This window comes from Pseudoprimorskyibacter insulae (assembly GCF_900302505.1).
In the GTDB taxonomy this organism is placed as follows: Bacteria; Pseudomonadota; Alphaproteobacteria; order Rhodobacterales; family Rhodobacteraceae; genus Pseudoprimorskyibacter; species Pseudoprimorskyibacter insulae.
Genome location: NZ_OMOJ01000005.1, coordinates 136,781 through 159,198 on the forward strand (window position 1 = coordinate 136,781; position 22,418 = coordinate 159,198).

Annotated in this window: 21 protein-coding genes and 1 pseudogene; 12 read left to right on the forward strand and 10 right to left on the reverse strand. The window is 57.8% G+C overall.

The features are described 5' to 3' along the window. Positions 1-101 precede the first annotated feature (101 nt). The 3 genes from PRI8871_RS12905 (at position 102) to PRI8871_RS12915 (ending at position 2,141) form a co-directional block, all read left to right on the forward strand. Positions 102-1,091: an alpha/beta fold hydrolase gene (locus tag PRI8871_RS12905; RefSeq protein WP_108886644.1), complete on the forward strand. Its 990-nt coding sequence runs from the start codon at positions 102-104 to the stop codon at positions 1,089-1,091. Between the two features lie 15 nt (positions 1,092-1,106). Further along, the gene (locus tag PRI8871_RS12910) at positions 1,107-1,529 is read left to right on the forward strand and encodes a cupin domain-containing protein (protein ID WP_108886645.1); all 423 of its coding nucleotides are present in this window, start codon (positions 1,107-1,109) and stop codon (positions 1,527-1,529) included. Positions 1,530-1,640: 111 nt separating this feature from the next. Next, positions 1,641-2,141: a DUF1097 domain-containing protein gene (locus PRI8871_RS12915; protein WP_108886646.1), complete on the forward strand. Its 501-nt coding sequence runs from the start codon at positions 1,641-1,643 to the stop codon at positions 2,139-2,141. A gap of 59 nt (positions 2,142-2,200) precedes the next feature. Here PRI8871_RS12915 and pgi read toward each other — a convergent pair whose 3' ends face one another. Genes pgi through zwf form a run of 3 tightly spaced genes read right to left on the reverse strand, consistent with a single transcriptional unit; the run spans position 2,201 to position 5,911 of the window. Further along, positions 2,201-3,778, reverse strand: a complete 1,578-nt coding sequence (gene pgi, locus PRI8871_RS12920) for a glucose-6-phosphate isomerase (RefSeq protein WP_108886647.1) — start codon at positions 3,776-3,778, stop codon at positions 2,201-2,203. A gap of 4 nt (positions 3,779-3,782) precedes the next feature. Then, on the reverse strand, positions 3,783-4,460 hold the full coding sequence (gene pgl, locus PRI8871_RS12925) for a 6-phosphogluconolactonase (RefSeq protein WP_108886648.1): 678 nt from the start codon (positions 4,458-4,460) through the stop codon (positions 3,783-3,785). After that, positions 4,457-5,911 (reverse strand): glucose-6-phosphate dehydrogenase, encoded by a 1,455-nt coding sequence (gene zwf, locus PRI8871_RS12930; protein WP_108886649.1) that lies wholly within the window; start codon positions 5,909-5,911, stop codon positions 4,457-4,459. The genes pgl and zwf overlap by 4 nt, the downstream gene beginning before the upstream one ends. Before the next feature lie 189 nt (positions 5,912-6,100). Here zwf and PRI8871_RS12935 point away from each other — a divergent pair, with 189 nt between their 5' ends. After that, a complete protein-coding gene (locus PRI8871_RS12935) occupies positions 6,101-7,051 on the forward strand; it encodes a radical SAM protein (protein ID WP_108886650.1) in 951 nt (316 codons plus the stop codon). 30 nt (positions 7,052-7,081) lie between these two features. Here the strand turns inward: PRI8871_RS12935 and PRI8871_RS12940 are convergent, their stop codons facing one another. Then, positions 7,082-8,176, reverse strand: a complete 1,095-nt coding sequence (locus tag PRI8871_RS12940; RefSeq protein WP_108886651.1) for an anhydro-N-acetylmuramic acid kinase — start codon at positions 8,174-8,176, stop codon at positions 7,082-7,084. A 62-nt stretch (positions 8,177-8,238) separates the two neighbouring features. On the opposite strand from PRI8871_RS12940, the gene tyrS reads away from it, so the two are divergent. Together tyrS and PRI8871_RS20220 are read left to right on the forward strand one after the other, a co-directional pair. After that, entirely contained in the window at positions 8,239-9,489 is a 1,251-nt protein-coding gene (gene tyrS / locus PRI8871_RS12945; RefSeq protein ID WP_108886652.1) for a tyrosine--tRNA ligase, read from the forward strand. 553 nt (positions 9,490-10,042) lie between these two features. Beyond that, positions 10,043-10,426 (forward strand): annotated as a pseudogene (locus PRI8871_RS20220) (GNAT family N-acetyltransferase); the annotation flags it as partial. Between the two features lie 131 nt (positions 10,427-10,557). On the opposite strand, the gene PRI8871_RS12960 reads toward PRI8871_RS20220, so the two are convergent. Both PRI8871_RS12960 and PRI8871_RS12965 read right to left on the reverse strand, forming a co-directional pair. Then, positions 10,558-11,520, reverse strand: coding sequence for a DUF3179 domain-containing protein (locus PRI8871_RS12960; RefSeq protein WP_108886654.1), 963 nt, complete (start codon positions 11,518-11,520; stop codon positions 10,558-10,560). An 87-nt stretch (positions 11,521-11,607) separates the two neighbouring features. Further along, entirely contained in the window at positions 11,608-12,030 is a 423-nt protein-coding gene (locus PRI8871_RS12965) for a PaaI family thioesterase (protein ID WP_108886655.1), read from the reverse strand. A 20-nt stretch (positions 12,031-12,050) separates the two neighbouring features. Here PRI8871_RS12965 and PRI8871_RS12970 point away from each other — a divergent pair, with 20 nt between their 5' ends. The 4 genes from PRI8871_RS12970 to gluQRS are packed head-to-tail and all read left to right on the forward strand — an operon-like array spanning position 12,051 to position 15,371. After that, entirely contained in the window at positions 12,051-12,875 is an 825-nt protein-coding gene (locus PRI8871_RS12970; RefSeq protein WP_281258635.1) for an enoyl-CoA hydratase, read from the forward strand. A gap of 32 nt (positions 12,876-12,907) precedes the next feature. Next, positions 12,908-14,269, forward strand: coding sequence for a methylenetetrahydrofolate--tRNA-(uracil(54)-C(5))-methyltransferase (FADH(2)-oxidizing) TrmFO (gene trmFO / locus PRI8871_RS12975; RefSeq protein WP_108886657.1), 1,362 nt, complete (start codon positions 12,908-12,910; stop codon positions 14,267-14,269). Next, positions 14,266-14,463, forward strand: a complete 198-nt coding sequence (locus PRI8871_RS12980) for a hypothetical protein (protein WP_108886658.1) — start codon at positions 14,266-14,268, stop codon at positions 14,461-14,463. The genes trmFO and PRI8871_RS12980 overlap by 4 nt, the downstream gene beginning before the upstream one ends. After that, on the forward strand, positions 14,460-15,371 hold the full coding sequence (gluQRS, locus tag PRI8871_RS12985; RefSeq protein WP_108886659.1) for a tRNA glutamyl-Q(34) synthetase GluQRS: 912 nt from the start codon (positions 14,460-14,462) through the stop codon (positions 15,369-15,371). Before PRI8871_RS12980 ends, gluQRS begins: the two co-directional genes overlap by 4 nt. A 92-nt stretch (positions 15,372-15,463) precedes the next feature. Here gluQRS and hisI read toward each other — a convergent pair whose 3' ends face one another. Further along, the gene (gene hisI / locus PRI8871_RS12990) at positions 15,464-15,823 is read right to left on the reverse strand and encodes a phosphoribosyl-AMP cyclohydrolase (protein ID WP_108886660.1); all 360 of its coding nucleotides are present in this window, start codon (positions 15,821-15,823) and stop codon (positions 15,464-15,466) included. Between the two features lie 67 nt (positions 15,824-15,890). Between hisI and PRI8871_RS12995 the strand changes: the two genes are divergently transcribed. Next, the gene (locus tag PRI8871_RS12995) at positions 15,891-16,343 is read left to right on the forward strand and encodes an iron-sulfur cluster assembly scaffold protein (protein WP_108886661.1); all 453 of its coding nucleotides are present in this window, start codon (positions 15,891-15,893) and stop codon (positions 16,341-16,343) included. 54 nt (positions 16,344-16,397) lie between these two features. Then, positions 16,398-17,804 (forward strand): methyl-accepting chemotaxis protein, encoded by a 1,407-nt coding sequence (locus tag PRI8871_RS13000; RefSeq protein WP_108886662.1) that lies wholly within the window; start codon positions 16,398-16,400, stop codon positions 17,802-17,804. Positions 17,805-17,975: 171 nt separating this feature from the next. On the opposite strand, the gene PRI8871_RS20135 is transcribed toward PRI8871_RS13000, so the two are convergent. The 3 genes from PRI8871_RS20135 to ligA all read right to left on the reverse strand — a co-directional run bounded on the left by PRI8871_RS20135 (position 17,976) and on the right by ligA (position 22,401). Further along, a complete protein-coding gene (locus tag PRI8871_RS20135) occupies positions 17,976-18,098 on the reverse strand; it encodes a hypothetical protein (protein WP_281258636.1) in 123 nt (40 codons plus the stop codon). 95 nt (positions 18,099-18,193) lie between these two features. Continuing rightward, the gene (gene recG, locus PRI8871_RS13005) at positions 18,194-20,284 is read right to left on the reverse strand and encodes an ATP-dependent DNA helicase RecG (protein ID WP_108886663.1); all 2,091 of its coding nucleotides are present in this window, start codon (positions 20,282-20,284) and stop codon (positions 18,194-18,196) included. Beyond that, entirely contained in the window at positions 20,281-22,401 is a 2,121-nt protein-coding gene (gene ligA, locus PRI8871_RS13010; RefSeq protein WP_108886664.1) for an NAD-dependent DNA ligase LigA, read from the reverse strand. Before ligA ends, recG begins: the two co-directional genes overlap by 4 nt. Positions 22,402-22,418: the final 17 nt, after the last annotated feature.

Below are 22,418 nucleotides of genomic sequence, written 5' to 3' on the forward strand. Positions count from 1 at the left end.
CTATCGCGGGCGCCCTTACCCTTTCTGTTTGGCCCGGCGCGGTTGCACCATCGGCTTTGCTTTCCTAACTTGAGCCTGTTTGGTTCAGTTGGATTGATTTGATGCGACTTTTGAAATGGGCCGCTATTGGCCTTGGCGGACTTGTTGGCGTGGCGGTGGTTCTGGTGGCAGGGATCTGGCTTGTCTCTGACCCCGCGCCGGTGCCGCCGACGGTTTCAAACGACAAAACCCTTCCCCGGCGCAGCGTGGACGGTATTGCGCTTCACCTGACCACCTCCGGCGCGGCAGAGGCCCCGCCGATCATCGTGTTGCATGGCGGTCCGGGCGGCGATCATCGGTCGCTGCTGCCCTTGTCGGCGTTGTCGGGCACGCATCACGTTCTATTCTATGACCAACGCGGCGCGGGCCTGTCGGAACGGGTGCCTGCCGAGCGTTTGACCCTGCAAGGCTACATGGAGGAGCTGGACGCGCTGGCCTCAAGCTTTGACCAGCCGGTCACGCTGATCGGCCATAGCTGGGGTGCTATGCTGGCGCATGCGTACCTAGGGGCGCACCCCGAAAAGGTCGCCAGCGCCGTGCTGATCGAACCGGGGTTCCTGAACGCGGCTGAGGCCGCAGCATGGCAGGCCCGCGCCAAGAGCTATATGTCAGGCCCTAGTTTTCTATGGGATGCCCTGACCGCCGGGATCGAAGCGTTCAAGCTGACTCCGGTCGATCATGACACCCAGAAAGACCATATCTGGGGCCAAATGGTGCATCGTTTCGCCAATGCCCCCGGCAACCCATATCACTGCAAAGGCGATCCCTTTGACAGCCCCGCGTGGCGCTTCGGGGCCGTGGCCAGCCAGACCGCATCGCAGGCCCCCCCGGCAGATTTTGACACCCTCGCCAAAGGCACTGCCTATCAAGGCCCGATCCTATTTATGACCGGAGCCTGTGACACTTGGATCGGCGCCGCGCTGCAACGCACCCGCCTGCCCCAATACGCCGATGCGCGACTTGTCGATATTCCCGGCGCGGGCCATGATGTGATCGACGATCAACCCGAGGCCGCGCTTACCGCGATCCGGGCCTTTCTTGCCGCGCCCTAGCCCACAGGACAGCCCATGACCGCAGATGAGTTAATCGCCCATTTCGACCTGAGCCCTCATCCAGAGGGAGGGCATTACCGCCAGACGTGGATCGCCGATGAGGATGGCCGCCCCTCAGGCACTTGCATCTACTTTTTGTTGAAGAAGGGCGAGCGGAGCCATTGGCATAAAGTCGATGCGACCGAGATCTGGCACTACTATGCAGGCGCCCCGCTGATCCTGCACATTGCCCCGCCCGAAGGCGGCAAGGCCCATCAACACCGGCTGGGAATCGGCTTTGGGCAGGGCGAGGCACCGCAGGCGATCGTTCCCCTAAGCCACTGGCAAGCGGCTGAAACCACAGGGGAATTCACTCTGGTCGGCTGTACCGTTTCGCCCGGATTTCAGTTTAGCGGCTTCACCCTCGCCCAGCCAGACTTTGATCCTACGGTCTTATAGACTGCGCCACCAAAGTTTCAGAAACCATGGTCTAGTTCTCAGATTTCGCGCCTCAGCCTAACGTTTCAGCGTCGCGGTCCTCATCTGCCGCGACCGAAAAGGGAGGAGTAGATGAATCTGATTAACGCATTGGCCATCTCAATCGGCGCATTGGCGGCCGTGGCCACTTGGCTGTGTCTTGGCACCTCGTTCGGGCTTCAGGTCTGGGCCTTGTTCATTGCATGGGGGAGTTTTTACCACACCGGCGGCGGGGCCGACGGTTTGACGAAATCAGCCATCAACCACGTTTGGGGCGCAGTTGTCGCCACTGTCGCGCTGGTGATCGTTGGCATGGTTGGCGGGTCGGTCATCGTGACCTCGGCGCTGGTTGGCGCATCGGTGGTCGTGCTGGTTCTGGGCGCGCATCTGCCGTTTCTGGCCACCATCCCGGCGGCGGTCTACGGCTATGCCTCAACAGCGGCCTTCTGCCTGCTGACCGGCGTTGCGATTGGTGACTTTGCCGCCGTGGCCAAAGCGGCAGGGGTGGTCGTGATCTCGATGATCCTTGGCAATATCTTTGGCTTTGTCAGCGAAAAGATCGCAGGCGCACTGGCGGCGAAATCGGACGCCTGACCTGCGCAAAAAAAAGGCGACGGCCATCACTGGCCGCCGCCTATAGCACCTTGGAACACTTAGAGGAACGAACGGACGTACTGAACGAGTTGCGCAGTCGATCCGTCTTTGCCATCGGTGCCGGTTTCACCCGTCACCAGTGGCCCCAGAGCGGTTGCAAGTTCCTTGCCAAGCTCAACCCCCCACTGATCGTAGCTGTTGATGCCAAGGATCACCCCCTCAACAAACACGCGGTGTTCATAGAGCGCGATGATCTGGCCAAGCATCTGCGGCGTCAGCTTTTGGTAGGCCAAAGTCGTTGTGGGCCGGTTGCCGGGGAAGACGCGGTGACGGGCCTGACGCTCCAACTCATCGCCTTCGAACTTATCCGCCACTTTGCCGCGCGCCTCATCCAGATCGCGGCCACGCAGCAGCGCTTCGGACTGGGCCAGACAGTTGGCGACCAACAGCGCGTGATGATGCGCCAGATCGGGTTCATGCCCTTCGGCGGCAACAAGGAATTCGCAAGGCACAACACGAGTGCCTTGGTGGATCAGCTGGTAAAACGCGTGCTGGCCATTGGTGCCGGGTTCGCCCCAGACCACCGGGCCGGATTGACAGGTCAGATCCGCGCCGTCCATGCTGACACCTTTGCCGTTGCTCTCCATCTCAAGCTGTTGAAGATAGGCAGGCAGACGCGCCAGACGGTTGTCATAGGGCAGCACCGCGCGGGTGGCATAATCCAACACTTGGTTGTGCCACATGCCGACAAGCGCCAGCATTACCGGCATGTTCTGGTCAAACGGCGCGTTGCGAAAATGCAGGTCCATCGCCTGACCGCCCACAAGGAAATCACGGAAATTGTCCGGGCCGATGCCGATCATCAGCGACAGGCCAATCGGCCCCCACATCGAATAGCGCCCGCCGACCCAGTCTTCGAAGCCCAGAACGCGGTCTTCGGGGATGCCCCACTCCGCCGCCTTTTCCTTATTCGAGGACAGCGCAATAAAGCGCCCGTCCGCCGACAGCCCGGCCTTTTCCAGCCACGCCAGCGCGGTGCGGGCGTTGGTCATGGTTTCAATCGTGGTGAAGGTCTTGGAGGCGACAATAAACAGCGTCTTGGCCGGGTCCAGCCCCGCCAGTGTGTCGGCAATATCCGCCCCGTCGACGTTGGATACGAAATGGCAGCGCGGGCCGGAATGATACGGCGACAGCGCGATATAGGCCATGGCCGGACCAAGGTCAGACCCGCCGATCCCGATGTTCACCACATCGGTAAAATCGCTGGCACGCACATTTTCGGCGACGGCAGACATCTTGTCCAAGGTGGCCAGCACCTCGGGCATGACGTCTTGCCCGTCCACCCCGACCGGGGTGCCGTTCAGATTGCGCAGGGCGGTGTGCAGCACGGCGCGGCCTTCGGTTTCGTTGATCTTGGCGCCACCGAACATGGCATCGCGGCGCGTCGCCAGATCGGCCTTTTCCGCCACAGCGATCAGACCTGCGCGGATCTCATCATCAATCTGCGTCTTCGAATAGTCGAACAACATGTTGCAATCTTTGACAGAAAACGCCTCTGCCCGATTGCCGTTTTGAAAAAGATCGAGGATGTGGCGGTCGCCATATGCGTCCGCCAATGCCTTCAATTCAGTCCACATCAAATTACTCCGCCCAATGAACGGTCGCGCCAGACAGGACAGACGCAACCGGTGCCTGTTGTTTGTCGAACCGCGCAGCGGCTTCCAGTGCATTACGCTTTTCGGACCCGAAGATCACGATATGTTTTTGTAACGCTTGGTCCAATACACGCGCGGTCAGGGTGATGCGCGGCTCAGGCGCGCCGGGGGCACGCATCGGCATCAGGACCGGCGCATGTGCATCCAACGCCTCAGCCAGCTTATCCGCGCCGGGAAACAGCGACGCAGTGTGCATATCCGCGCCCATTCCCAGCAGAACCACCGTCAGCGGCAATTGTGGCACGATCAGGCTTTCAAGCTCGGCCAGCACCTCTTCGGGTTCGTCCGCCTTGGCGTAAAGCGGCAGGTATCGCGCCGCCGCCGCCCGGTTGACCAAAAGCCGTTGCCGCAACAGCCGTGTGTTCGACCGCTCGCTATCTTCGGGCACCCAGCGTTCATCGGTCAGCAGCACATCCACCCGAGACCAATCCAGATCGGCGGCGCAAAGATCGTCAAAGATCGGCCCAGGCGTCGTGCCGCCCGGCACTGCCAGTGTGACCCGATCTTCGTGATCCAGCGCCGAGGTCAATTCCCCCGCCAGTTTGTTCGCCAGATCAATCGCCAGCATTTCGCGGTCGGCGTATTCAATCAGCGTATAACTCATGAGCGGATCTCTCTCCATTTGCGGCCATCGCGGTGCATTAGCATCAGGGCATCATCCGGCCCGGTGCTGCCCGAGTCATAAGGTTTCGGCACTTCGCCGCGACGGGTCCAGCCTTCGATGATCGGATCGGTCCAGGCCCATGCCGCCTCAACCTCATCGCCGCGCATGAACAGCGTCTGGTTGCCGCGGATCACATCCATGATCAGCCGCTCATAGGCGTCCGGCACTTCCTCGGCCTCGGGGCCAAGCGCATCGGCAAAGGTCATATCAAGCGGCACGTCGATCAGGCGCATCCCGCCCGGCCCCGGCTCTTTGATGGTCACGCCCAGCGTGATTCCTTCGTTCGGCTGCAACTGAATGGCCAGCACGTTGCGATGGCGGCCCGCGTCCTCTTCAAAGATCGAATGCGGCGTGTCCTTGAACACCACCACGATTTCCGAGCTGCGCGATTTCAGCCGCTTGCCCGTCCGCAGGTAAAACGGTGTCCCTGCCCAACGCCAGTTTGAGATATGGCATTTCAGCGCCACGAAGCTTTCCGTGGTCGAACGCGGGTTTTCCACGTGGTCACGATAGCCCGGTTGCGTGTCGGTCGCGCCATATTGGCCGCGCACGATGTGATGATAATCCACCGGCTCCAACGCACGGATGACTTTGAGCTTTTCATCGCGCACTGCGTCCGGTTCGAACCGTGCGGGCGGCTCCATCGCGATCAGGCACAGCAGCTGCATCAGGTGGTTCTGCACCATATCGCGCATCGCACCCGAAGTGTCATAATACCCGCCGCGTCCGCCAACGCCCACGGTTTCGGCCACGGTGATCTGAATGTGATCGACGTATTGGCTATTCCATAGCGGCTCAAACAACATATTGCCAAAGCGCACCGCCATCAGGTTCTGAACGGTTTCTTTGCCAAGATAATGGTCAATCCGGTAGATCTGCGTCTCGTCGAAATGCTGCGCCAATGTTTTGTTCAGGGCGCGGGCAGTCTCAAGGTTCTTGCCGAACGGCTTTTCCACCACGATCCGGCTTTCGGGGGTCGCCAGCCCATAATTGTGCAGCCGTTCCGCAATATCGCCAAACAGCGCCGGTGCGACCGAGAAATAGAAGGCCCGCACGATGCCATCGCGCATCCGACCGGCCAGATCATCCCACCCGCCAGTGCCACGCGCATCAATCGTGACATAGCCAATGTGCTTAAGGAATTCGTCCAGCGTGCCATCTTCGCAATGACGCCCGCCCCCAAATTCCACGATCGCCTCGCGCACGAAGGTGCGATAGCTGTCGTCGTCCATTTCGGACCGGGCCGCGCCAACAATCGTGGCTTCCCCCGGCATTTGCCCAGAACAGAAACGCCGGAACAGCCCCGGCAGAATTTTTCGCCGCGCCAGATCGCCAGTGCCGCCAAAAATCACAAGGTCGAACGGATCGACAGGAATAACGCGTGAGACCATGGACCAAATGCTCCGTATTGTGTGATCTGCGCCCGTTAGCGCTAACGAGTGTTGCTTTAAACCAAGCCGATCCGAATGTCTAACACTGATGCCATCATCACAATGGCGTTTTGCCAAGGCATCAGCACTGGTTGGGCAGGACAGGCCGCGCTAATTATCTCTCGCAGAGACGGCAAAGGCAAAACTTTGATGAAAGATTCGACGCAGCACACCGCGAATGCGGGTAAATTTCGGGATCCGCTGAAAACCGCAGCAGGCGAAGACCGCGCCCGCGTGGCCTTGACCCGGCCTGAAACGCTTTGGTTCAACACCGGCACGCTGTGCAACATCGAATGCAGCAACTGCTATATTGAAAGTTCGCCCGAAAACGATCGTCTTGTTTATCTGACCGCAGATGAGGTGGTGGGCTATCTGGATCAAATCGCCGAACGTGGCTGGCCGATCCGCGAAATCGCCTTCACCGGGGGCGAGCCGTTCATGAACCCCGACATTATCGCCATGCTGCGCGACGCCTTGCAGCGCGGCTTTGAGGTGTTGGTGCTGACCAATGCCATGCGCCCGATGATGCGGCCCCGCGTACAGGCCGGGCTTGCGCAATTGGCCGCCGAATTTGGGCAGCACCTGACGCTGCGCGTCTCGCTCGACCATTGGCGGCGCGACTTTCACGACAAAGAACGCGGCGCGGGCAGCTTTGACAAAACCCTTCGCGGCATGCGCTGGCTGAAGGAAACCGGACTTCAAATGACGGTGGCGGGCCGCAGCCTTTGGCACGAGGATGAGGCCGAAACCCGCGCCGGATTTGCCGAGTTGTTCATGGCCGAAGACTTTGCCATCGACGCCCTAAACCCTGCGCAAACGGTGATTTTCCCCGAGATGGATTTGACCGTTGAAGTGCCGGAAATCACCACGGCCTGTTGGGGCATTCTTGGCAAAACGCCCGACAGCGTGATGTGCGCCTCCTCGCGGATGGTGGTCAAACGCAAAGGGGCCGCTCCATCGGTCGTGGCCTGCACCTTGCTGCCCTACGACACCGCGTTTGATCTTGGCGCCACCTTGGCTGAGGCCGAAGCCGACGTGCCACTCAACCATCCCCATTGCGCCAAGTTCTGCGTGCTTGGCGGGGCAAGTTGTTCTGCCTAGATGGTCCTGCTCCACCAGCCGTGCGCGTTTTTAACTCGGACGACTGATTGTGCCCCCCGCAACGGCAGCCCGAACTCCGGTCGTGCTGGGTGCAGAAGTCGGAAGCCCCCGCGCCACACGCACCGCCAGATAGGCAAACGCCTGCGCCTCAAGCATATCGCCGTCCAGCCCGATCGCCTCAACCGGTTCCACCGGGCAATCCAGCCCGGCGGCCAGCATTTGCATCATCACCGGGTTGTGCCGCCCGCCGCCCGTGACCAGAACGCGTTCCGGCTCGCTCGGGCAATGTTCAATCCCGATCATGACGGCGGTCGCGGCCATTGCCGTCATGGTCGCGGCGGCGTCGGCATCGCTCAACTCTCGCACCAGATCCAGCATCAACGCGAAATCGTCCCGGTCGAGCGATTTCGGCGGAAGTTTGCGAAAATAGGCATCGTCCAAGAACAGCTCCAACGCGCCTTCTTCTACCTTGCCCTTTGCCGCCAAAGCCCCGTCCTTGTCATAGGCCCGCCCCAGCCGTTCCTGAAGCAGATCATTCAGCGGCGCATTCGCCGGCCCTGTGTCAAAGGCCAGCAAGGCATCGGGTTTTTCCGGCCTATCAATGCTCGGGTCGACCCAGGTCAGGTTTCCAACGCCGCCAAGGTTCAAAAATACGACCGGTGCGCGCAGCTTGGCCCAACGGGCGCAGGCGTGATGAAAGAATGGTGCAAGCGGCGCCCCTTCCCCACCAAGCGCGACATCCGCACTGCGAAAATCCCAAACCACTGGTTTTTGCAGTGTTTCGGCCAAGGCCTGCCCATCGCCCAATTGATGCGTTCCCCTGCCCTTTGGGTCATGCGCCAATGTCTGACCGTGGAACCCGACGATCTGCGCCGCCTCAAATGGGTTTAAAACCTCAGCGTGGACGGAATGGGTGACATCCAGCGCGGCGTCCAAATCATCGCCCGGCCATTTGCCCAAAGCAGCCCGTAAAATTGCCCGCTCCTCTGGCCGATATTCGCGATAAGCCGTCGCGCCGAAGGTCAGAACATCGCGCCCGTCGGTCTGCACCATAGCAGCATCGACACCATCCAACGAAGTACCGGACATCGCGCCCACCGCCCAAACAGGATCTGGCCCCAACATTCTCTTCCCCTTAGCGGTCAGCCACCTTATAGGTGCGGACGCAATCATAAAGGGGAACGCCCATGACCTACCATCCCAAATCGGACTTCCTGCATGTCATGATGGAACGCGGCTATCTGGCCGATTGTACCGACTATCAAGGCCTGGACGATGCGCTGACCAATGGGGTGGTAACGGCTTATATCGGGTATGATGCCACGGCCAAATCCCTGCATGTCGGGCATTTGCTGAACATCATGATGCTGCGCTGGTTGCAAAAGACCGGTCATCGCCCGATTACCTTGATGGGCGGCGGCACCACAAAGGTCGGTGACCCGTCGTTCCGATCGGACGAACGCCCCTTGTTGGGCCCAGAGCAGATCGACGCGAACATTGATGGCATGAAACAGGTTTTTGCCAAATACCTAGCCTATGGCGATGGGCCGTCCGACGCCCTGATGCTGAACAATGCTGAGTGGTTGGATGGTTTGAACTACCTCGAATTCCTACGCGACATCGGGCGCCATTTCAGCGTCAATCGCATGTTGTCGTTTGAGTCGGTCAAGTCGCGTCTGGATCGCGAGCAATCGCTTAGTTTTCTTGAATTTAACTATATGATCCTCCAGGCATATGATTTCCTTGAACTCAATCGCCGTTACAGCTGTGTCTTGCAGATGGGCGGCTCCGATCAATGGGGCAATATCGTTAACGGCATTGACCTGACACGCCGCGTTTTGGATCATCAGATCTTTGGTCTAACCTCGCCATTGCTTACCACAAGCGACGGGCGCAAAATGGGCAAAAGTCAGGGCGGAGCAATGTGGCTGAATGCCGATATGCTGAGCCCATACGAGTTTTGGCAATTCTGGCGAAATTCAACGGACGCCGATGTCGGGCGTTTCCTGAAACTGTACACGGAATTGCCGGTCGATGAATGTGATCGCCTTGGCGCTCTTGCCGGTTCGGAAATCAACGACGCTAAGATCATATTGGCCAATGAAGTCACCGCGCTCTGCCATGGTGCCGATGCCGCTAGAACGGCCGAAGCCACGGCGCGCGAGGTGTTTGAAAAGGGCGGCGTTGGAGATGATTTGCCGACGCTAGAACTAACCGCCGACGAAATTGGTGACGGCATTTCAATCGTGCAGTTGATTGTTCGCACGGGCCTTGCAAAGTCCGGTAAAGATGCCAAGCGCCTGATCGCCGAAAGTGGTGCACGTATCGACGACGCTCCGCTGACAGACTCTGGCATGATGATTGACCAAGCGACGCTAGCCTCTCCGATAAAGCTGAGTGCGGGTAAAAAACGGCATGCGCTTGTAAAGATTGTGTGATTTCTTGGCACAACTTGCAACTGCAAACCAATTCGGGCCCGCGTGCTGAGCTGGCCCGATTTTCGCTGCCCCTTTTCAACCGGGCAAACAAGCAGCCATACCAGCGACGCGAACGATATGAAAAGCAAAAAGATCATGCACAAAATATCAACGCGACTCGTTTCCAAACTGTAAACGCACAAAATTAATTTCGTTTACTTGGTGTTAATGTAGCGCCCGTCATCATGCTGACATGTCGCAGTCTTTGTTTCAGTCTAACGAATTTGCGCGCAGCATGGCGCATTGTGGGGCGCAGCCATTATGGCTCCCTCACCCGCAAACAGGTTCCTGTCTCGCTATTCAACGGCGGTTTCCGCTATTGGGGCACGTCACGCTAATTTCCAGAATCCACTCTATTTCAGATGACTGGATCACTGACGCACAAGATTCAATCGATGGGACAATCATTTTGAACCCAATTGGAGACGGCGCAGTAAGATCACTCTCTGATCGATGGCTGCGCATTAAAGGGCCTCAAAAAATTGCGACACTTCGCCTAGATAGACCCCAAACAATGCGATCAAATTTGCACCAAAAATGGCGCAACCGACTAAACAAAGCCACGCGAAACGGGCTTTCGATACAGGTCTGCAAAATCAAAGACCCCGAAAATATTTGGTTGATGGAACAAGAAAAAAAGCAACAAAAACGTCGCCGATACAGCAATCTGCCAAATGCTTTTCTAACCCTATTCGATCAAATCAATCCCGGATCCGCATGGCAAATAACAGCCCATGACAAAACCGGCCCTGTTGCGGGAATGGTGTTTCTATCACACGGAAACGGCGCAACATATCAAGTTGGCTACACTTCTGCGGAAGGGCGCAAATTAAACGCACATAACCTGATCCTATGGTCAGCAATGCGAAGCTTAGCCGGTGCCGGCATCGAATCCATAGATCTGGGAATGGTGAACCTGAAATCAAATCGAGGCCTTGCACGGTTCAAACTGGGCACTGGCGCAGATATTCATGCTACCAGCGGATCCTGGGTATATGTTCCATTTCTCTCCAAGCTGCGAAGATCTTCTCAATCGCCCAGCATCCAAACGCCGCCTGGCCAAAACGCATGGAAGGCGAAGGCAAACAGCACATCATGCGGCACGTCCTTTCCGTCAGGGCCTTGCACACGAATGGAACCGACATCTCGACCCTTTGCTATCTCGGCCGTATCCAGAGCAGAAGATTGGCCGCCTGTCCAAGTAATGCGCCAGCCCGCTTCTTCTATACTGCCCAGATTTCTCAAGCGCTCCAAAGGCCAAGCTCGCCCATCAATGGCGACCACACGCTCCAATGGCGCAATGCCATGTGGCGGCAGATCACCGTTGTACAAAAATGGACGATGCGAGCTGTCGTATTTTGCATAAGGGTTTTGACCATATGGGCGGTCATGTTGCGGCGTTTGCATAACCAATCCATCAGCGTGTGCGGCGGAAAATTGAGCAAAGCTTTCCGTCCACACAGGCAATTGTTCAAGCCGTTGGCCAGTCATTTCGCCGACTATGCCCACGCCCAAGGCCTGTTGCCACCAGCTTTCTGTCTGGTGATCGTACATGATCATGTCCGAATTTCTAAGCTTACCCGTGACGCCAAACGTCAGGGCGCGGCCGCCTACCACCCCTTTGAAAACTATCACGGAATTGCACAAAGGGCAGAACGTTACTGTAACGGGAGTGTTTGCCACAACATCGTTCACGATTTCGTGCCAGATCAAGTAGCGGATTGGATAGGCCCGCGCTGGATAGTCAGTGATCTTAAGCACTATCACCGGTTCAGACGGCTTGATCTCTGCCGCCTCTTGTACCGTTCGAAAACGTGGGTTGGTCAGTGCAGGAATGCCATCTTTTGGCGGCCCGCCCGACAGAATTTCGACCCAGCTCGCGATGGATTTGTTCGAAAACTCGGTATTTGGCCATTCGTGTCGCCAAAAAGAGGGATCCGCCGAAGACGTATAGGGCAATATCATAGCGATCAAAATGGCAAACAGGCGCATGTGACGTCCTCCTACTTGGGATCGTGTACCGGAAAGCGCCGGGAACCAACCCAAAAGGATGTGATCAGCCGTTCGTCAAAACCGCACCTACCGTTTTGGCGGCAAGGAATAGGTCAAGCTGGCACGGGCGACTGGGGCATCCATCCCTTCGGAAAAGAGCAAGACATCCGTCACGCTCAGCGCGCGCCCAAGTTTCAACAGACGTGCATGGGCCAAAAGATCGCGGCCAGATTTGGGTTTGCGCATAAAATCGATGGAACAATTGGTTGTTACGGCCAAAGCCTCTCGTCCGATGCGCGACATGGTCACAACATAGGCCGCGACATCGGCCAAGGAAAACATCGCCGGGCCAGAGACGGTCCCGCCAGGGCGCAAGTGCCGATCGTCCGCAAACAGGCGCATGACCAACATGTCTTCGTCCAATCTGTCGATCCCGAACATGCCTTTCACCTGTGGAAAGACCTCATCCAGAAAGGGTTCCATCTCTTCTTTTGGCAAAACGATCTGCATGCTTTCCTCCGCTTTCGACGATGGCTAGAGTTGCCTCAGCCAGTCGGGAGGACAAGATGGGAATTCTGGAACGTTGCGACACAAATGCGGTGGCACATTTGCACTTGAACAGCCCCGAAAGGCTGAACGCGCTATCCGATGAAATGCTTGCGGCTCTGCAGTCAGAATTTGACAAGGTGAAAGACGACCGCAGCATTCGCGCCATCGTTCTTTCCGGCGCAGGCAAGGCATTTTGCGCAGGGCACGACTTGAAACAGATGACAGCCGGCCGGCAGACAGAAGATGCTGGCAAGGCCTATTTCAAGGATCTGTTCGACCGATGCGCCAAAATGATGCTGACAATCCGGGCGTTGCCGCAACCGGTGATCGCTCAGGTCCATGGGATCGCGACCGCAGCGGGCTGCCAGTTGGTGGCATCATGCGACATGGCGGTTGCGGCGCAGGGCACGCGGTTTGGGGTAAACGGGGTGAACATCGGACTATTTTGTTCAACACCTATGGTCGCGCTCAGCCGCAACATCCCGCGCAAACAAGCGTTTGAGATGCTAACAACAGGCCATTTCATATCAGCCGAAAAGGCCGAGGCGCTGGGGCTAATCAACAAGGTTGTCACGCCCGAAGAATTGGCTGGGGCAGCGACCGAACTGGCCGAAACCGTTGCCGCGAAATTGGGCGCCGCCGTCGCCATCGGCAAAGAGGCGTTCTATAACCAGATCGAGATGCCCATGGCGCAGGCCTATGATTATGCGGGCGATGTGATGGTGCAGAATATGCTTTATCGCGACACTGCCGAGGGCATCGCGGCATTTCTGGAAAAACGCCCGCCGGATTGGCAACAGTCGTGACAAAGCCGTGAAGGCGGATTAAATGCCGCCTCATGACACAAGAGCTTCATATCGTCGGCGGCGGCATGGCCGGATCCGAGGCAGCCTGGCAGGCGGCCAACATGGGGGTGCGCGTGGTGATCCACGAGATGCGCCCCAAAGTCGAAACCTTTGCCCACAAGACCGGCAATCTGGGCGAGATGGTGTGCTCCAACTCGTTCCGCTCGGACGATAGCGAGCAAAATGCCGTTGGGCTGCTGCATTGGGAAATGCGCCGCGCGGGCGGGATCATCATCACCACCGCGCATGAACACCGCCTGCCCGCAGGGGGCGCATTGGCGGTGGACCGAGATCCGTTCGCCGAAACGATCACGCGCAAGCTGACCAGCCATCCGAATATCTCGGTCAGTTATGAAGAAGTCACCGAACTGCCAACCGAGGGCCAGTGGATCATCGCCACCGGGCCGCTCACTTCGTCCAAACTTGGGTCGGCCATTCAGGCCGAAACCGGGTCAGATGCGCTGGCGTTCTTCGATGCGATTGCGCCCATCGTCTACACCGAGTCGATCAATATGGATGTGGCGTGGCTGCAGTCGCGCTATGACAAGGGCGAGACGGAGGCCGAGCAAAAGGCCTATCTCAACTGCCCGATGACCAAGCCACAGTATGAGGCTTTCATCGACGCGTTGCTGGCCGCCGACAAGACCGAATTCCATGAGGGCGAAACAGCCGGCTATTTCGACGGCTGCCTGCCGATCGAGGTGATGGCAGAGCGGGGCCGCGAAACCCTGCGCCATGGCCCGATGAAGCCCGTTGGCCTGACCAACGCCAATGACCCCGAGAATAAGCCCTATGCGGTGGTTCAGCTGCGCCGCGATAACGCGTTGGGAACGCTCTATAATATTGTCGGTTTCCAGACCAAGATGAAATACGGCGCCCAGACCGAGGTGTTCAAGATGATCCCCGGCCTGGAGGATGCCAGCTTTGCCCGTCTGGGCGGCATTCACCGCAACACCTTCATCAACTCGCCCACGTTGTTGGACAACCGTTTGCGCATGAAATCGCGCCCAAATGTGCGGTTTGCTGGCCAGATTACCGGTGTTGAAGGCTATGTGGAAAGCGCCTCAATGGGGCTCGTGGCGGGCCGGATGGCGGCGGCAGAGATGCTGGGCCTTGATCTGCCCGACGTGCCACAAGACACCGCCCATGGCGCGTTGATCCATCACATCACCGGCGGGGCCGAGGCCAAGACCTTCCAACCGATGAACGTAAACTTCGGCCTGTTCCGCCCGCTCGAAGGGCTGCGCGGGGGCCGCCGTGGCCGCAAGGATCGCTACAAGGGCTACACCGACCGCGCGAAATCCGATTGGCAGGGCTGGCTAGAGGCGCAATCGCTCCCCATATCTGAGGCATGAATTACGTCCTTGCCCTCTTCCTGCCGCCGCTCTCGATCCTGCTGACGGGGCGGATTGTCGTTGCCATTGTCACGTTCTTTATCTGGGTGCCCGCGATCATTTTCTCGGGCGGCCTAACCCATCCGATGTTCATCCTTCTGGCGTGGATCTTGATTTTTCAGGCCCGCGAAGATCGCCTGCGCCGCGAAGGATGATCACGCGCTTTGCCCCTTCGCCGACAGGGCCGTTGCATCTGGGCCACGCCTATTCGGCTCTGCTGGCCTTTGATGCGGCCATGGCAGCGGGCGGCACGTTTCACCTTCGCATTGACGATCTGGACCACACCCGCAGCCGACCCGCGTGGGAGGCGCAGCTGAAGGACGATTTACGCTGGCTGGGTATTGATTGGCCCGAGCCCTGCCGTCGCGAGTCGGACCATATGTCCGAGTATGACGCCGCACTGGATCGGCTCTGGCAAATGGGCCTGCTGTACCCCTGCACCTGCACCCGCCGCGACATCCGCGAGGCTGTCTCGGCCCCGCAAGAAGGCGCGCCGATCCACGGGCCGGACGGCTTGATCTACCCCGGCACCTGCCGCGCGAACCGCCCGTTTGAGACCATTTTTGCCGGTGCCCACCCGCGCCCGCGCGATGTGACCCTACGGCTCGATATGCAAATGGCCATGGGTCACCGCGATCTTTTCCGCCGCCAGATCGATGAAACCGGCAGCCATGACTTGGCCGAGTTCACGGAAACCGGTGCAGGGCCGACCGGGCAAACCGGCCTCGTCACTTTCACCCCAGACGACATGATCGAAACGGTGGGTGATGTGGTGCTGGCCCGCAAGGATTTCGGCGCGTCCTATCATCTGGCCGTGGTCGTTGACGACGCCGCCCAAGGCGTGACCCATGTCATTCGCGGCCAAGATCTTTTCGAAGCGACGAAAATCCACGTCCTGCTGCAACGCCTGCTAAAACTACCGACGCCAGAATACCATCACCATGCACTGATCCGCGACGATCAAGGCAAACGCCTCGCCAAACGCGACGATGCCCGCGCCATCGCAACGTACCGCGAAGACGGCGCGGCCCCGCAAGACATCCGCGCGATGGTCGGCATTTAACCTTACTCTTTCATCTTTCCGGCAAATACTCGGGGGTGAATTGGGCCAAAGGCACAAGAGGGGGCAAAGCCCCCTTCCCTGCACCGCCCCGATCAAACCTCGGGCGCCATCAACTCGACCTCACCGCCATCCCGAACCGCCGTGTAAAAACACGTCCGCCGATTGGTGTGGCAGGCCGGCCCCGTTTGATCGACCAGAACCAGCAAACAATCCCGATCACAATCAAGACGGAAATCCACCAACCGCTGCGCATGGCCCGAGCTTTCGCCCTTCACCCAAAACGCCTGACGCGACCGCGACCAATAGGTGACTTTGCCCGTCTCCAACGTCCGGGCAACGGCTTCGGCATTCATCCAAGCCATCATCAAGACGTCACCGCTTTGATGATCCTGCGCAATCGCAGGGATCAGACCGGCGTCGTTATAGACCAAAGTCGAAGGATCGAAGGGCATGGACAAAAACCTTTTGCAGTGCGGGCAGCAGGCCCTAAATATGAGGAACACGGCCAAAGGAAAACCCATGTCCACCGACAATGATCTCATCAAGCTCTATTCGTCCCGCATTCTGGCGCTGACCGCCGATATTCCGCGGCTCGAACGGCTTGAGGCACCGGATGCGACGGTCAAGAAACGCTCGCCCCTCTGTGGCTCGACCGTGACCGTCGATTTGGTTGTCACCGATGGGAAGGTTTCGGACTACGGCCAGGACGTCAAAGCCTGCGCCTTGGGTCAGGCTGCGGCCTCGGTGGTGGGCGGCGCAATTGTTGGCTGCACCCCCGATCAGATTCGCACCGCGCGGGATCAGCTCAAAGCCATGCTAAAAGAAGACGGCCCAACCCCGGACGCCCCCTTCGACGGACTTGAGGTGCTGCGCCCCGCCGCCAGCTACAAAAACCGCCATGCCTCGATCCTGTTGACGCTTGAGGCCTCGGTTGAAGCGCTGGAAAACATCCAGAAGACAGAAACAGCTTAACCAAGCCTTGGGGAATCGACCGCTATAACACCTCCCATATGCCCGGAGGTGCCAATGCAAATCGATCCAAACCTGACTGCCCCGAAACAAGAAAACGAAGTTGGCCTTCTCAACGCCGCCGCGTCTGAGATGAGCAAGGAAGTCGTTGATGTTGGCGGGTTTCTTGATTCGCTGAAGTCAGAATGCGACGAACAGATCATCGCGCTTGAGGCGGTCAAATTCGGCGCGCAGTCAATCAACGAATCCAACAGCGCCGTTTTGGCCAATGTCGAAGAGGTCGCGCGCACGGCCGAAGAAACTCTCAAAAGCGTGAATGCCTCGGTCGGGTTCATATCTGAGACTTCGGAACATTCGGTGGAATTGGCGGGCTGGGTTCGCGCGATCCATGAAAAAAGTTCTGAGATTGAGGAAATGCTCAGCGAGGTGCGCAAATCCAACGATCAGATCGCTTCGATCGCGGCGCAGGTCAACGTCTTGGCGATGAACGCCAAGATTGAGGCTGCGCGCGCCGGTGTGGCAGGCAAAGGCTTTGCCATCGTCGCCGAAGCGATCAACGATCTGTCGCAGAAAACCACCAACGCGGCAGAAGATATTTCAAGTTCTATCCAAAACATGGCCAATTGGATGAGCCAGCTTCAGCAAGGGGCCGAAATTTCGGCGCAACGTGCGACAGCCCTGCTGGAACGCAGCGCCGAAAGTGACCGGGCGCTGATGTCGATCGAAAACCAAGTTGCCGAAACCCATACCGCCACACAGGAAATCAACCGCCGCGTCGCCGATGCCGACCAGACAATCGAACGTTTCGCGCCCTCGATCCTTGAAATTGAAACATCGGTCAGCGAAATCACCGAAGGCGTCAAAACCGCATCTGACCGTTTGCAGAACCTCATCGACCGCTCCGAAACTGTTGTCCAAATTAGTGTTGGTTTTGGGGGCGGCAATGCCGATGACAATCGCATGATCACTTACGTGCAAGACCTGGCCGGGCGCATTTCGCAAGCGTTCACGGCGGCCGTTGAGTCGGGCAAAATCCACATGGATGACCTGTTCGACACCCATTATGAACCGCTGCTCAACACCGACCCGCGCCAAGTGGTTACGAAATTCACCCGCTTTGCCGACCGCATCTTGCCCACCTATCAAGAAGAGGCGCTGACCTTTGACAAACGCGTGGTGTTTTGCGCCGCGATTGACAGGAACGGCTATCTGCCCACCCACAACCTGAAATTCTCAAAGCCGCAGTCGGTTGATCCGATTTGGAATGCCGCCAACTGCCGGAACCGCCGGATCTTCGACGACCGTGTTGGTCTAAAGGCCGGGCGTAGCGAACGTCCTTTCCTATTGCAGGTGTACCGCCGCGATATGGGGGCCGGAAAATTCTCAATCATGAAAGACCTGTCGGCCCCGATTCACGTCAAAGACCGTCACTGGGGCGGGCTTCGACTGGCCTACGCCTTCTAAAGAAAAAGCCGCCGCTCATATGAGCGGCGGCAAGTGGCGCGTTTGATAGGTGCAAGGCTGGCCATCTGGTTGGGGACAAGATCGCCGGGGACAGAACAGGCAGTGTTCTTGATGGGATGTGCCAGTTGGGACAGGGCACATCCGGCCTTAGAAAAACGCGCAGGCAGGTCGTCAGAAGAATGCGGGCATGTGCAGGGACACGACAAAAATCACTCCAAGCGCAATGGCACCAACGGCATCTTGTACCAGCGTGTCACTACAACGGGCGGCGGTTTTTGCAATGTCTCGGATCATGGCGTTGCCTCACTGCTTAATGTTTTGTTACCCTTTTGTTCTCATGAGTCGCGACCAAAATCAAGAACTTTATGAGAACAAAAGAGAACAAAATATTAACCGACCGACAAATACCGGAACGCAACATCCTGACGCATCAACCAAAGCAGGCTTCGCGCCGCCTGCCCTCTCGGCGATTTCAGTTCAGGATCAAGGGTCAAAAGCGCCCTTGCATCAGACTGTGCCAGCGCCATCAATCCCGCCTGGGTTTCTAAATCGGCAACCAGAAACTTGGGCAGGCCAGATTGCGCCGTACCGATCAGATCGCCAGCCCCGCGCATTTCCAAATCGACCTCAGCGATGCGGAAACCATCCTCGGTATCACGCAACGTCACCAACCGTTTGCGTCCCGTCTCCGACAACGGCGGCTGATAAATCATTAGGCAAGTGGATTCCACCGATCCACGCCCGACCCTTCCGCGCAGTTGATGCAATTGCGCAAGCCCAAAACTCTCAGCCCGTTCAATCACCATGATCGTCGCGTTGGGCACATTCACCCCGACCTCAATGACGGTCGTTGCAACAAGAACCTTGGTTCGACCGGCAACAAAATCAGCCATAGCCGCATCTTTTTCGGCAGCGGGCAATTGACCATGCACCAGCCCAACCACCCCTTCGCCCAAAGCCGCGCGAAGAAACTCAAACCGTTGTGATGCCGCCGTCAGATCGACCGCTTCGCTTTCCTCAACCAAGGGGCAAACCCAATAGGCTTGCCGCCCTTCACTCACGGCAGACCGCAAATGCTCGACAACGTCCTCCAACCGCTCTGCCGAAAGAACTGCAGTTTTGATCGGCTTTCGACCCGGCGGTTTTTCATCCAAGATCGAAACATCCATGTCGCCGTACTGCGCCAGCGACAGGGACCGGGGAATCGGAGTTGCTGTCATGACCAAAACGTCGCTGGCCGCCCCCTTTTTCCCCAACTCCAACCGCTGCCGCACACCAAATCGGTGCTGTTCGTCCACTACGGCCAGACGAAGATCTCGGAAAACCACGTCATTTTGGAAGACAGCATGAGTGCCAACCAAGATCTGGATCCGGCCTTCTGCCAAGTCCGACAGTTTTTTCCGCCGATCCGCACCGTGATCCCGTCCGGTCAACAATGCTAGATTAACGCCAGCCATTGCCGCAAGATCCGACAATGCTTCATGATGCTGGCGCGCCAAAATCTCCGTGGGGGCCATCATTACCCCTTGGCCTCCCGCCTCAACGGCGATCAACAACGCCATGAACGCAACCAACGTCTTACCAGCTCCGACATCCCCCTGTAGCAACCGGTTCATTCGCTGCGCAGACCCCATATCTGCAGCGATCTCTTGAACCGCCCGCGTTTGCGCAGCAGTCGGCTGATATGGTAATGTGTCCAGAACCTTAGCCCGCAACCGCCCATTGCCAGACGACGCGACACCTGCCGCAGCTTTCCGGTTTTGCCGCGCCAAGGCCAATGTCAACTGATGGGCAAACACTTCATCATAAGCCAATCGACGCCGCGCCGGTGCAGTCGGGGTCAAATCAGCGGCCGATTTCGGAGAATGCGCTTCTTTGAGCGCCGACAACCAACCCGGCCACGCTTCGGCCTCCTTCAAAGGGGGATCGATCCATTCGGCCAAATCCGGTGCCAATTTCAACGCCGATGTAACCGCCTTCTGCATCGTCTTTCGGGCAATTCCGCCGTGAAGCGAATAAACCGGTTCATACTCCGGGATATGTGCCGCATCGCCTGAGGCGACCACATGGTCAGGATGCAACAGCTGAACCATTCCGTCAAAATACTCTGCTTTGCCAGACACGATTCGCCGTTCACCCATTGGCAAAAGCCGCTTCAAATAGTCAGGCCGCGCGTGAAAAAACACCACCTGGAAGGTCGTCCGACTGTCTTGGACGGTGATCCTATAGGCTCCGCCGCGTCGCGATGGAGCCCGATGTTCCAAGACCAAAACGTCAACCGTTACAACGCCAGGCAAATCTGCGCCCTGGACGCTATCCAAAACCCGGCGGTCTATGCCAGAATATGGCAATGAAAACAACATATCCCGGGGGGCTACCAACCCTGCCTGCGCAAGGCTTTCCGCGATCTTGGGGCCGACCCCGTCAAGCGTGGTCATCTCCGCAAACAGCGGAAATAATGCTTCGGGCCGCCCTGTCATGACTGTTCAATTAAGCTGAGCCAGCCATCCTCATCCAAAACAGTCAGGCCAAGATCTCGGGCCTTTTTCTCTTTCGAGCCAGCCCCCGGTCCGGCAACGACGATATCCGTTTTGGCCGATACCGAGCCCGATACTTTCGCGCCGAGCGCCTCGGCCCGCGCCTTGGCTTCGGCCCTTGTCATTTTTTCAAGCGTCCCTGTGAAAACCACTGTTTTCCCGGCGACAAGGCTGCCTTCTGTAGAAGGTGCAGCGACATCTTGCACGTCCAAGTGTTTCAAAAGACTTAAAATCGACGCCGTTTCAGCGTCTTGCGAAATACTTGTCACCAATGAACGGGCCATGACCTGGCCAACACCGTCTATGGCGTTCAGCTCTTCCCAAGCCGGGCCATCGAAGGTTTTCGCCTGGTTCATTGCATCGAAAAATGCCGTCCAAGATCCATAGTGACGGGCCAACAAATTGGACGCCGCCTCTCCGACATGTCGCAGCCCAAGCGCGAATATCAATCGATTTAACGGAACGGCACGCCGTGCGTCGATTGCATCAAACAATTTCGAAGCAGATTTTTCGCCCCAGCCTTCACGGTTTTTCAACTGTTGCAAGCCACTGCCAAATTTTTCTTTAAGGGTAAAAATGTCGGCTGGCCCCTTGACCCAACCATCTGCGTAAAACTGTTCGACTTGTTTGGCACCCAAACCATCAATATCGAAGGCAGCCCTACCGACGAAATGCTTCAATTTTTCAACGGCCTGCGCGGGGCACGCCATACCGCCAGTACAGCGCCGAACTGCATCTCCTTCTTCGCGGATCGCGTCGCTTTCGCAGGCCGGACAGACCGTTGGAAAGACGAACGGCACAGCATCTGGTAAACGCTTGGACAGATCGACATCAGCGATTTTCGGGATCACGTCGCCTGCGCGGTAAACCTGAACCCAGTCGCCAACGCGGATATCGCGCCCACCGCGGATTTCATGGCCCGATGCATCACGGCCCGCGATATAATCTTCGTTGTGAAGTGTCGCATTCGACACGACGACCCCACCGACCGTAACTGGTGCCAAACGCGCCACTGGAGACAGCGCACCCGTGCGCCCGACTTGAATGTCGATTCCTTCAAGCCACGTCCAAGCCAATTCAGCCGGGAATTTGTGGGCGATGGCCCATCGCGGTGTCGTGGACCGAAACCCAAGCCGTGTCTGTAGCGCAAGATCGTTCACCTTGTAGACGACACCATCAATGTCATAATCCAAAGTCGAGCGCTGCGCTTCAATCGACCGATAATGCGCAAGCATATCTTCCGTCGATTTGCACAATTTCATCAATGGGTTGACGGAAAATCCGAATTTCCGAAACCGCTCTATCGCCAATGCTTGTGTCTCGGCCAACGGCTCCGACAAATCCCCCCAAGCATAGGCGAAGAACCGCAGAGGACGGGCTTTAGTAATCGCCGCATCCAATTGACGAAGCGATCCTGCCGCCGCGTTGCGCGGGTTGGCAAACAATTTTCCCCCGACAGCCGCCTGACGTTCATTCAAAGCCAAGAAGTCAGACCGGCTCATATAAACTTCGCCGCGCACCTCCAACACATCGGGCGCACCAGCGACTTCGCCGGGGATATCCTCAATGCAACGTGCGTTATCCGTTACATTTTCCCCAACCGCGCCATCACCGCGCGTCGCAGCCTGTACCAATTTGCCGTTTTCGTAGCGCAGACTTAGCGACAGGCCATCAATCTTTGGCTCCGCCGTGAAGTCCAACTCCGCATCATCCGCGAGACCGATATATCTGCGAACCTGACCAACGAAGTCCGAGATATCTTCGTCCTCGAACCCGTTCGACAGGGACAACATCCGCACCTTATGGGTGACTTTGCCAAACCCGTCCGTAGGTGCGGCCCCGACCTGCGCTGACGGGCTATCGTCGCGAACCAGTTGGGGAAACAACGTCTCAAGCTCAGAATTGCGGGCCTTCAGCCCATCGAACTCCGAATCCGACATGACCGGCGCGTCATCACGATGATAGGCATCATTCGCCTGAGACAAAATTTGCGCCAAACGCGCAAGCTCTGCCTTTGCTTCCTGCTCTGACAGGTCCTTCACAGGTTTTTCTGACGCCACCGTCCGCTCCGTTCATC

What these genes read in the sequence shown, in the direction of transcription:
- PRI8871_RS12905 (WP_108886644.1), top strand. Translation starts at nt 102, where the DNA reads ATGCGACTTTTGAAATGGGCCGCTATTGGCCTTGGCGGACTTGTTGGC.
- PRI8871_RS12910 (WP_108886645.1), top strand. Translation starts at nt 1,107, where the DNA reads ATGACCGCAGATGAGTTAATCGCCCATTTCGACCTGAGCCCTCATCCA.
- PRI8871_RS12915 (WP_108886646.1), top strand. Translation starts at nt 1,641, where the DNA reads ATGAATCTGATTAACGCATTGGCCATCTCAATCGGCGCATTGGCGGCC.
- pgi (WP_108886647.1), bottom strand. Translation starts at nt 3,778, where the DNA reads ATGTGGACTGAATTGAAGGCATTGGCGGACGCATATGGCGACCGCCAC.
- pgl (WP_108886648.1), bottom strand. Translation starts at nt 4,460, where the DNA reads ATGAGTTATACGCTGATTGAATACGCCGACCGCGAAATGCTGGCGATT.
- zwf (WP_108886649.1), bottom strand. Translation starts at nt 5,911, where the DNA reads ATGGTCTCACGCGTTATTCCTGTCGATCCGTTCGACCTTGTGATTTTT.
- PRI8871_RS12935 (WP_108886650.1), top strand. Translation starts at nt 6,101, where the DNA reads ATGAAAGATTCGACGCAGCACACCGCGAATGCGGGTAAATTTCGGGAT.
- PRI8871_RS12940 (WP_108886651.1), bottom strand. Translation starts at nt 8,176, where the DNA reads ATGTTGGGGCCAGATCCTGTTTGGGCGGTGGGCGCGATGTCCGGTACT.
- tyrS (WP_108886652.1), top strand. Translation starts at nt 8,239, where the DNA reads ATGACCTACCATCCCAAATCGGACTTCCTGCATGTCATGATGGAACGC.
- PRI8871_RS12960 (WP_108886654.1), bottom strand. Translation starts at nt 11,520, where the DNA reads ATGCGCCTGTTTGCCATTTTGATCGCTATGATATTGCCCTATACGTCT.
- PRI8871_RS12965 (WP_108886655.1), bottom strand. Translation starts at nt 12,030, where the DNA reads ATGCAGATCGTTTTGCCAAAAGAAGAGATGGAACCCTTTCTGGATGAG.
- PRI8871_RS12970 (WP_281258635.1), top strand. Translation starts at nt 12,051, where the DNA reads ATGGCTAGAGTTGCCTCAGCCAGTCGGGAGGACAAGATGGGAATTCTG.
- trmFO (WP_108886657.1), top strand. Translation starts at nt 12,908, where the DNA reads ATGACACAAGAGCTTCATATCGTCGGCGGCGGCATGGCCGGATCCGAG.
- PRI8871_RS12980 (WP_108886658.1), top strand. Translation starts at nt 14,266, where the DNA reads ATGAATTACGTCCTTGCCCTCTTCCTGCCGCCGCTCTCGATCCTGCTG.
- gluQRS (WP_108886659.1), top strand. Translation starts at nt 14,460, where the DNA reads ATGATCACGCGCTTTGCCCCTTCGCCGACAGGGCCGTTGCATCTGGGC.
- hisI (WP_108886660.1), bottom strand. Translation starts at nt 15,823, where the DNA reads ATGCCCTTCGATCCTTCGACTTTGGTCTATAACGACGCCGGTCTGATC.
- PRI8871_RS12995 (WP_108886661.1), top strand. Translation starts at nt 15,891, where the DNA reads ATGTCCACCGACAATGATCTCATCAAGCTCTATTCGTCCCGCATTCTG.
- PRI8871_RS13000 (WP_108886662.1), top strand. Translation starts at nt 16,398, where the DNA reads ATGCAAATCGATCCAAACCTGACTGCCCCGAAACAAGAAAACGAAGTT.
- PRI8871_RS20135 (WP_281258636.1), bottom strand. Translation starts at nt 18,098, where the DNA reads ATGATCCGAGACATTGCAAAAACCGCCGCCCGTTGTAGTGACACGCTG.
- recG (WP_108886663.1), bottom strand. Translation starts at nt 20,284, where the DNA reads ATGACAGGGCGGCCCGAAGCATTATTTCCGCTGTTTGCGGAGATGACC.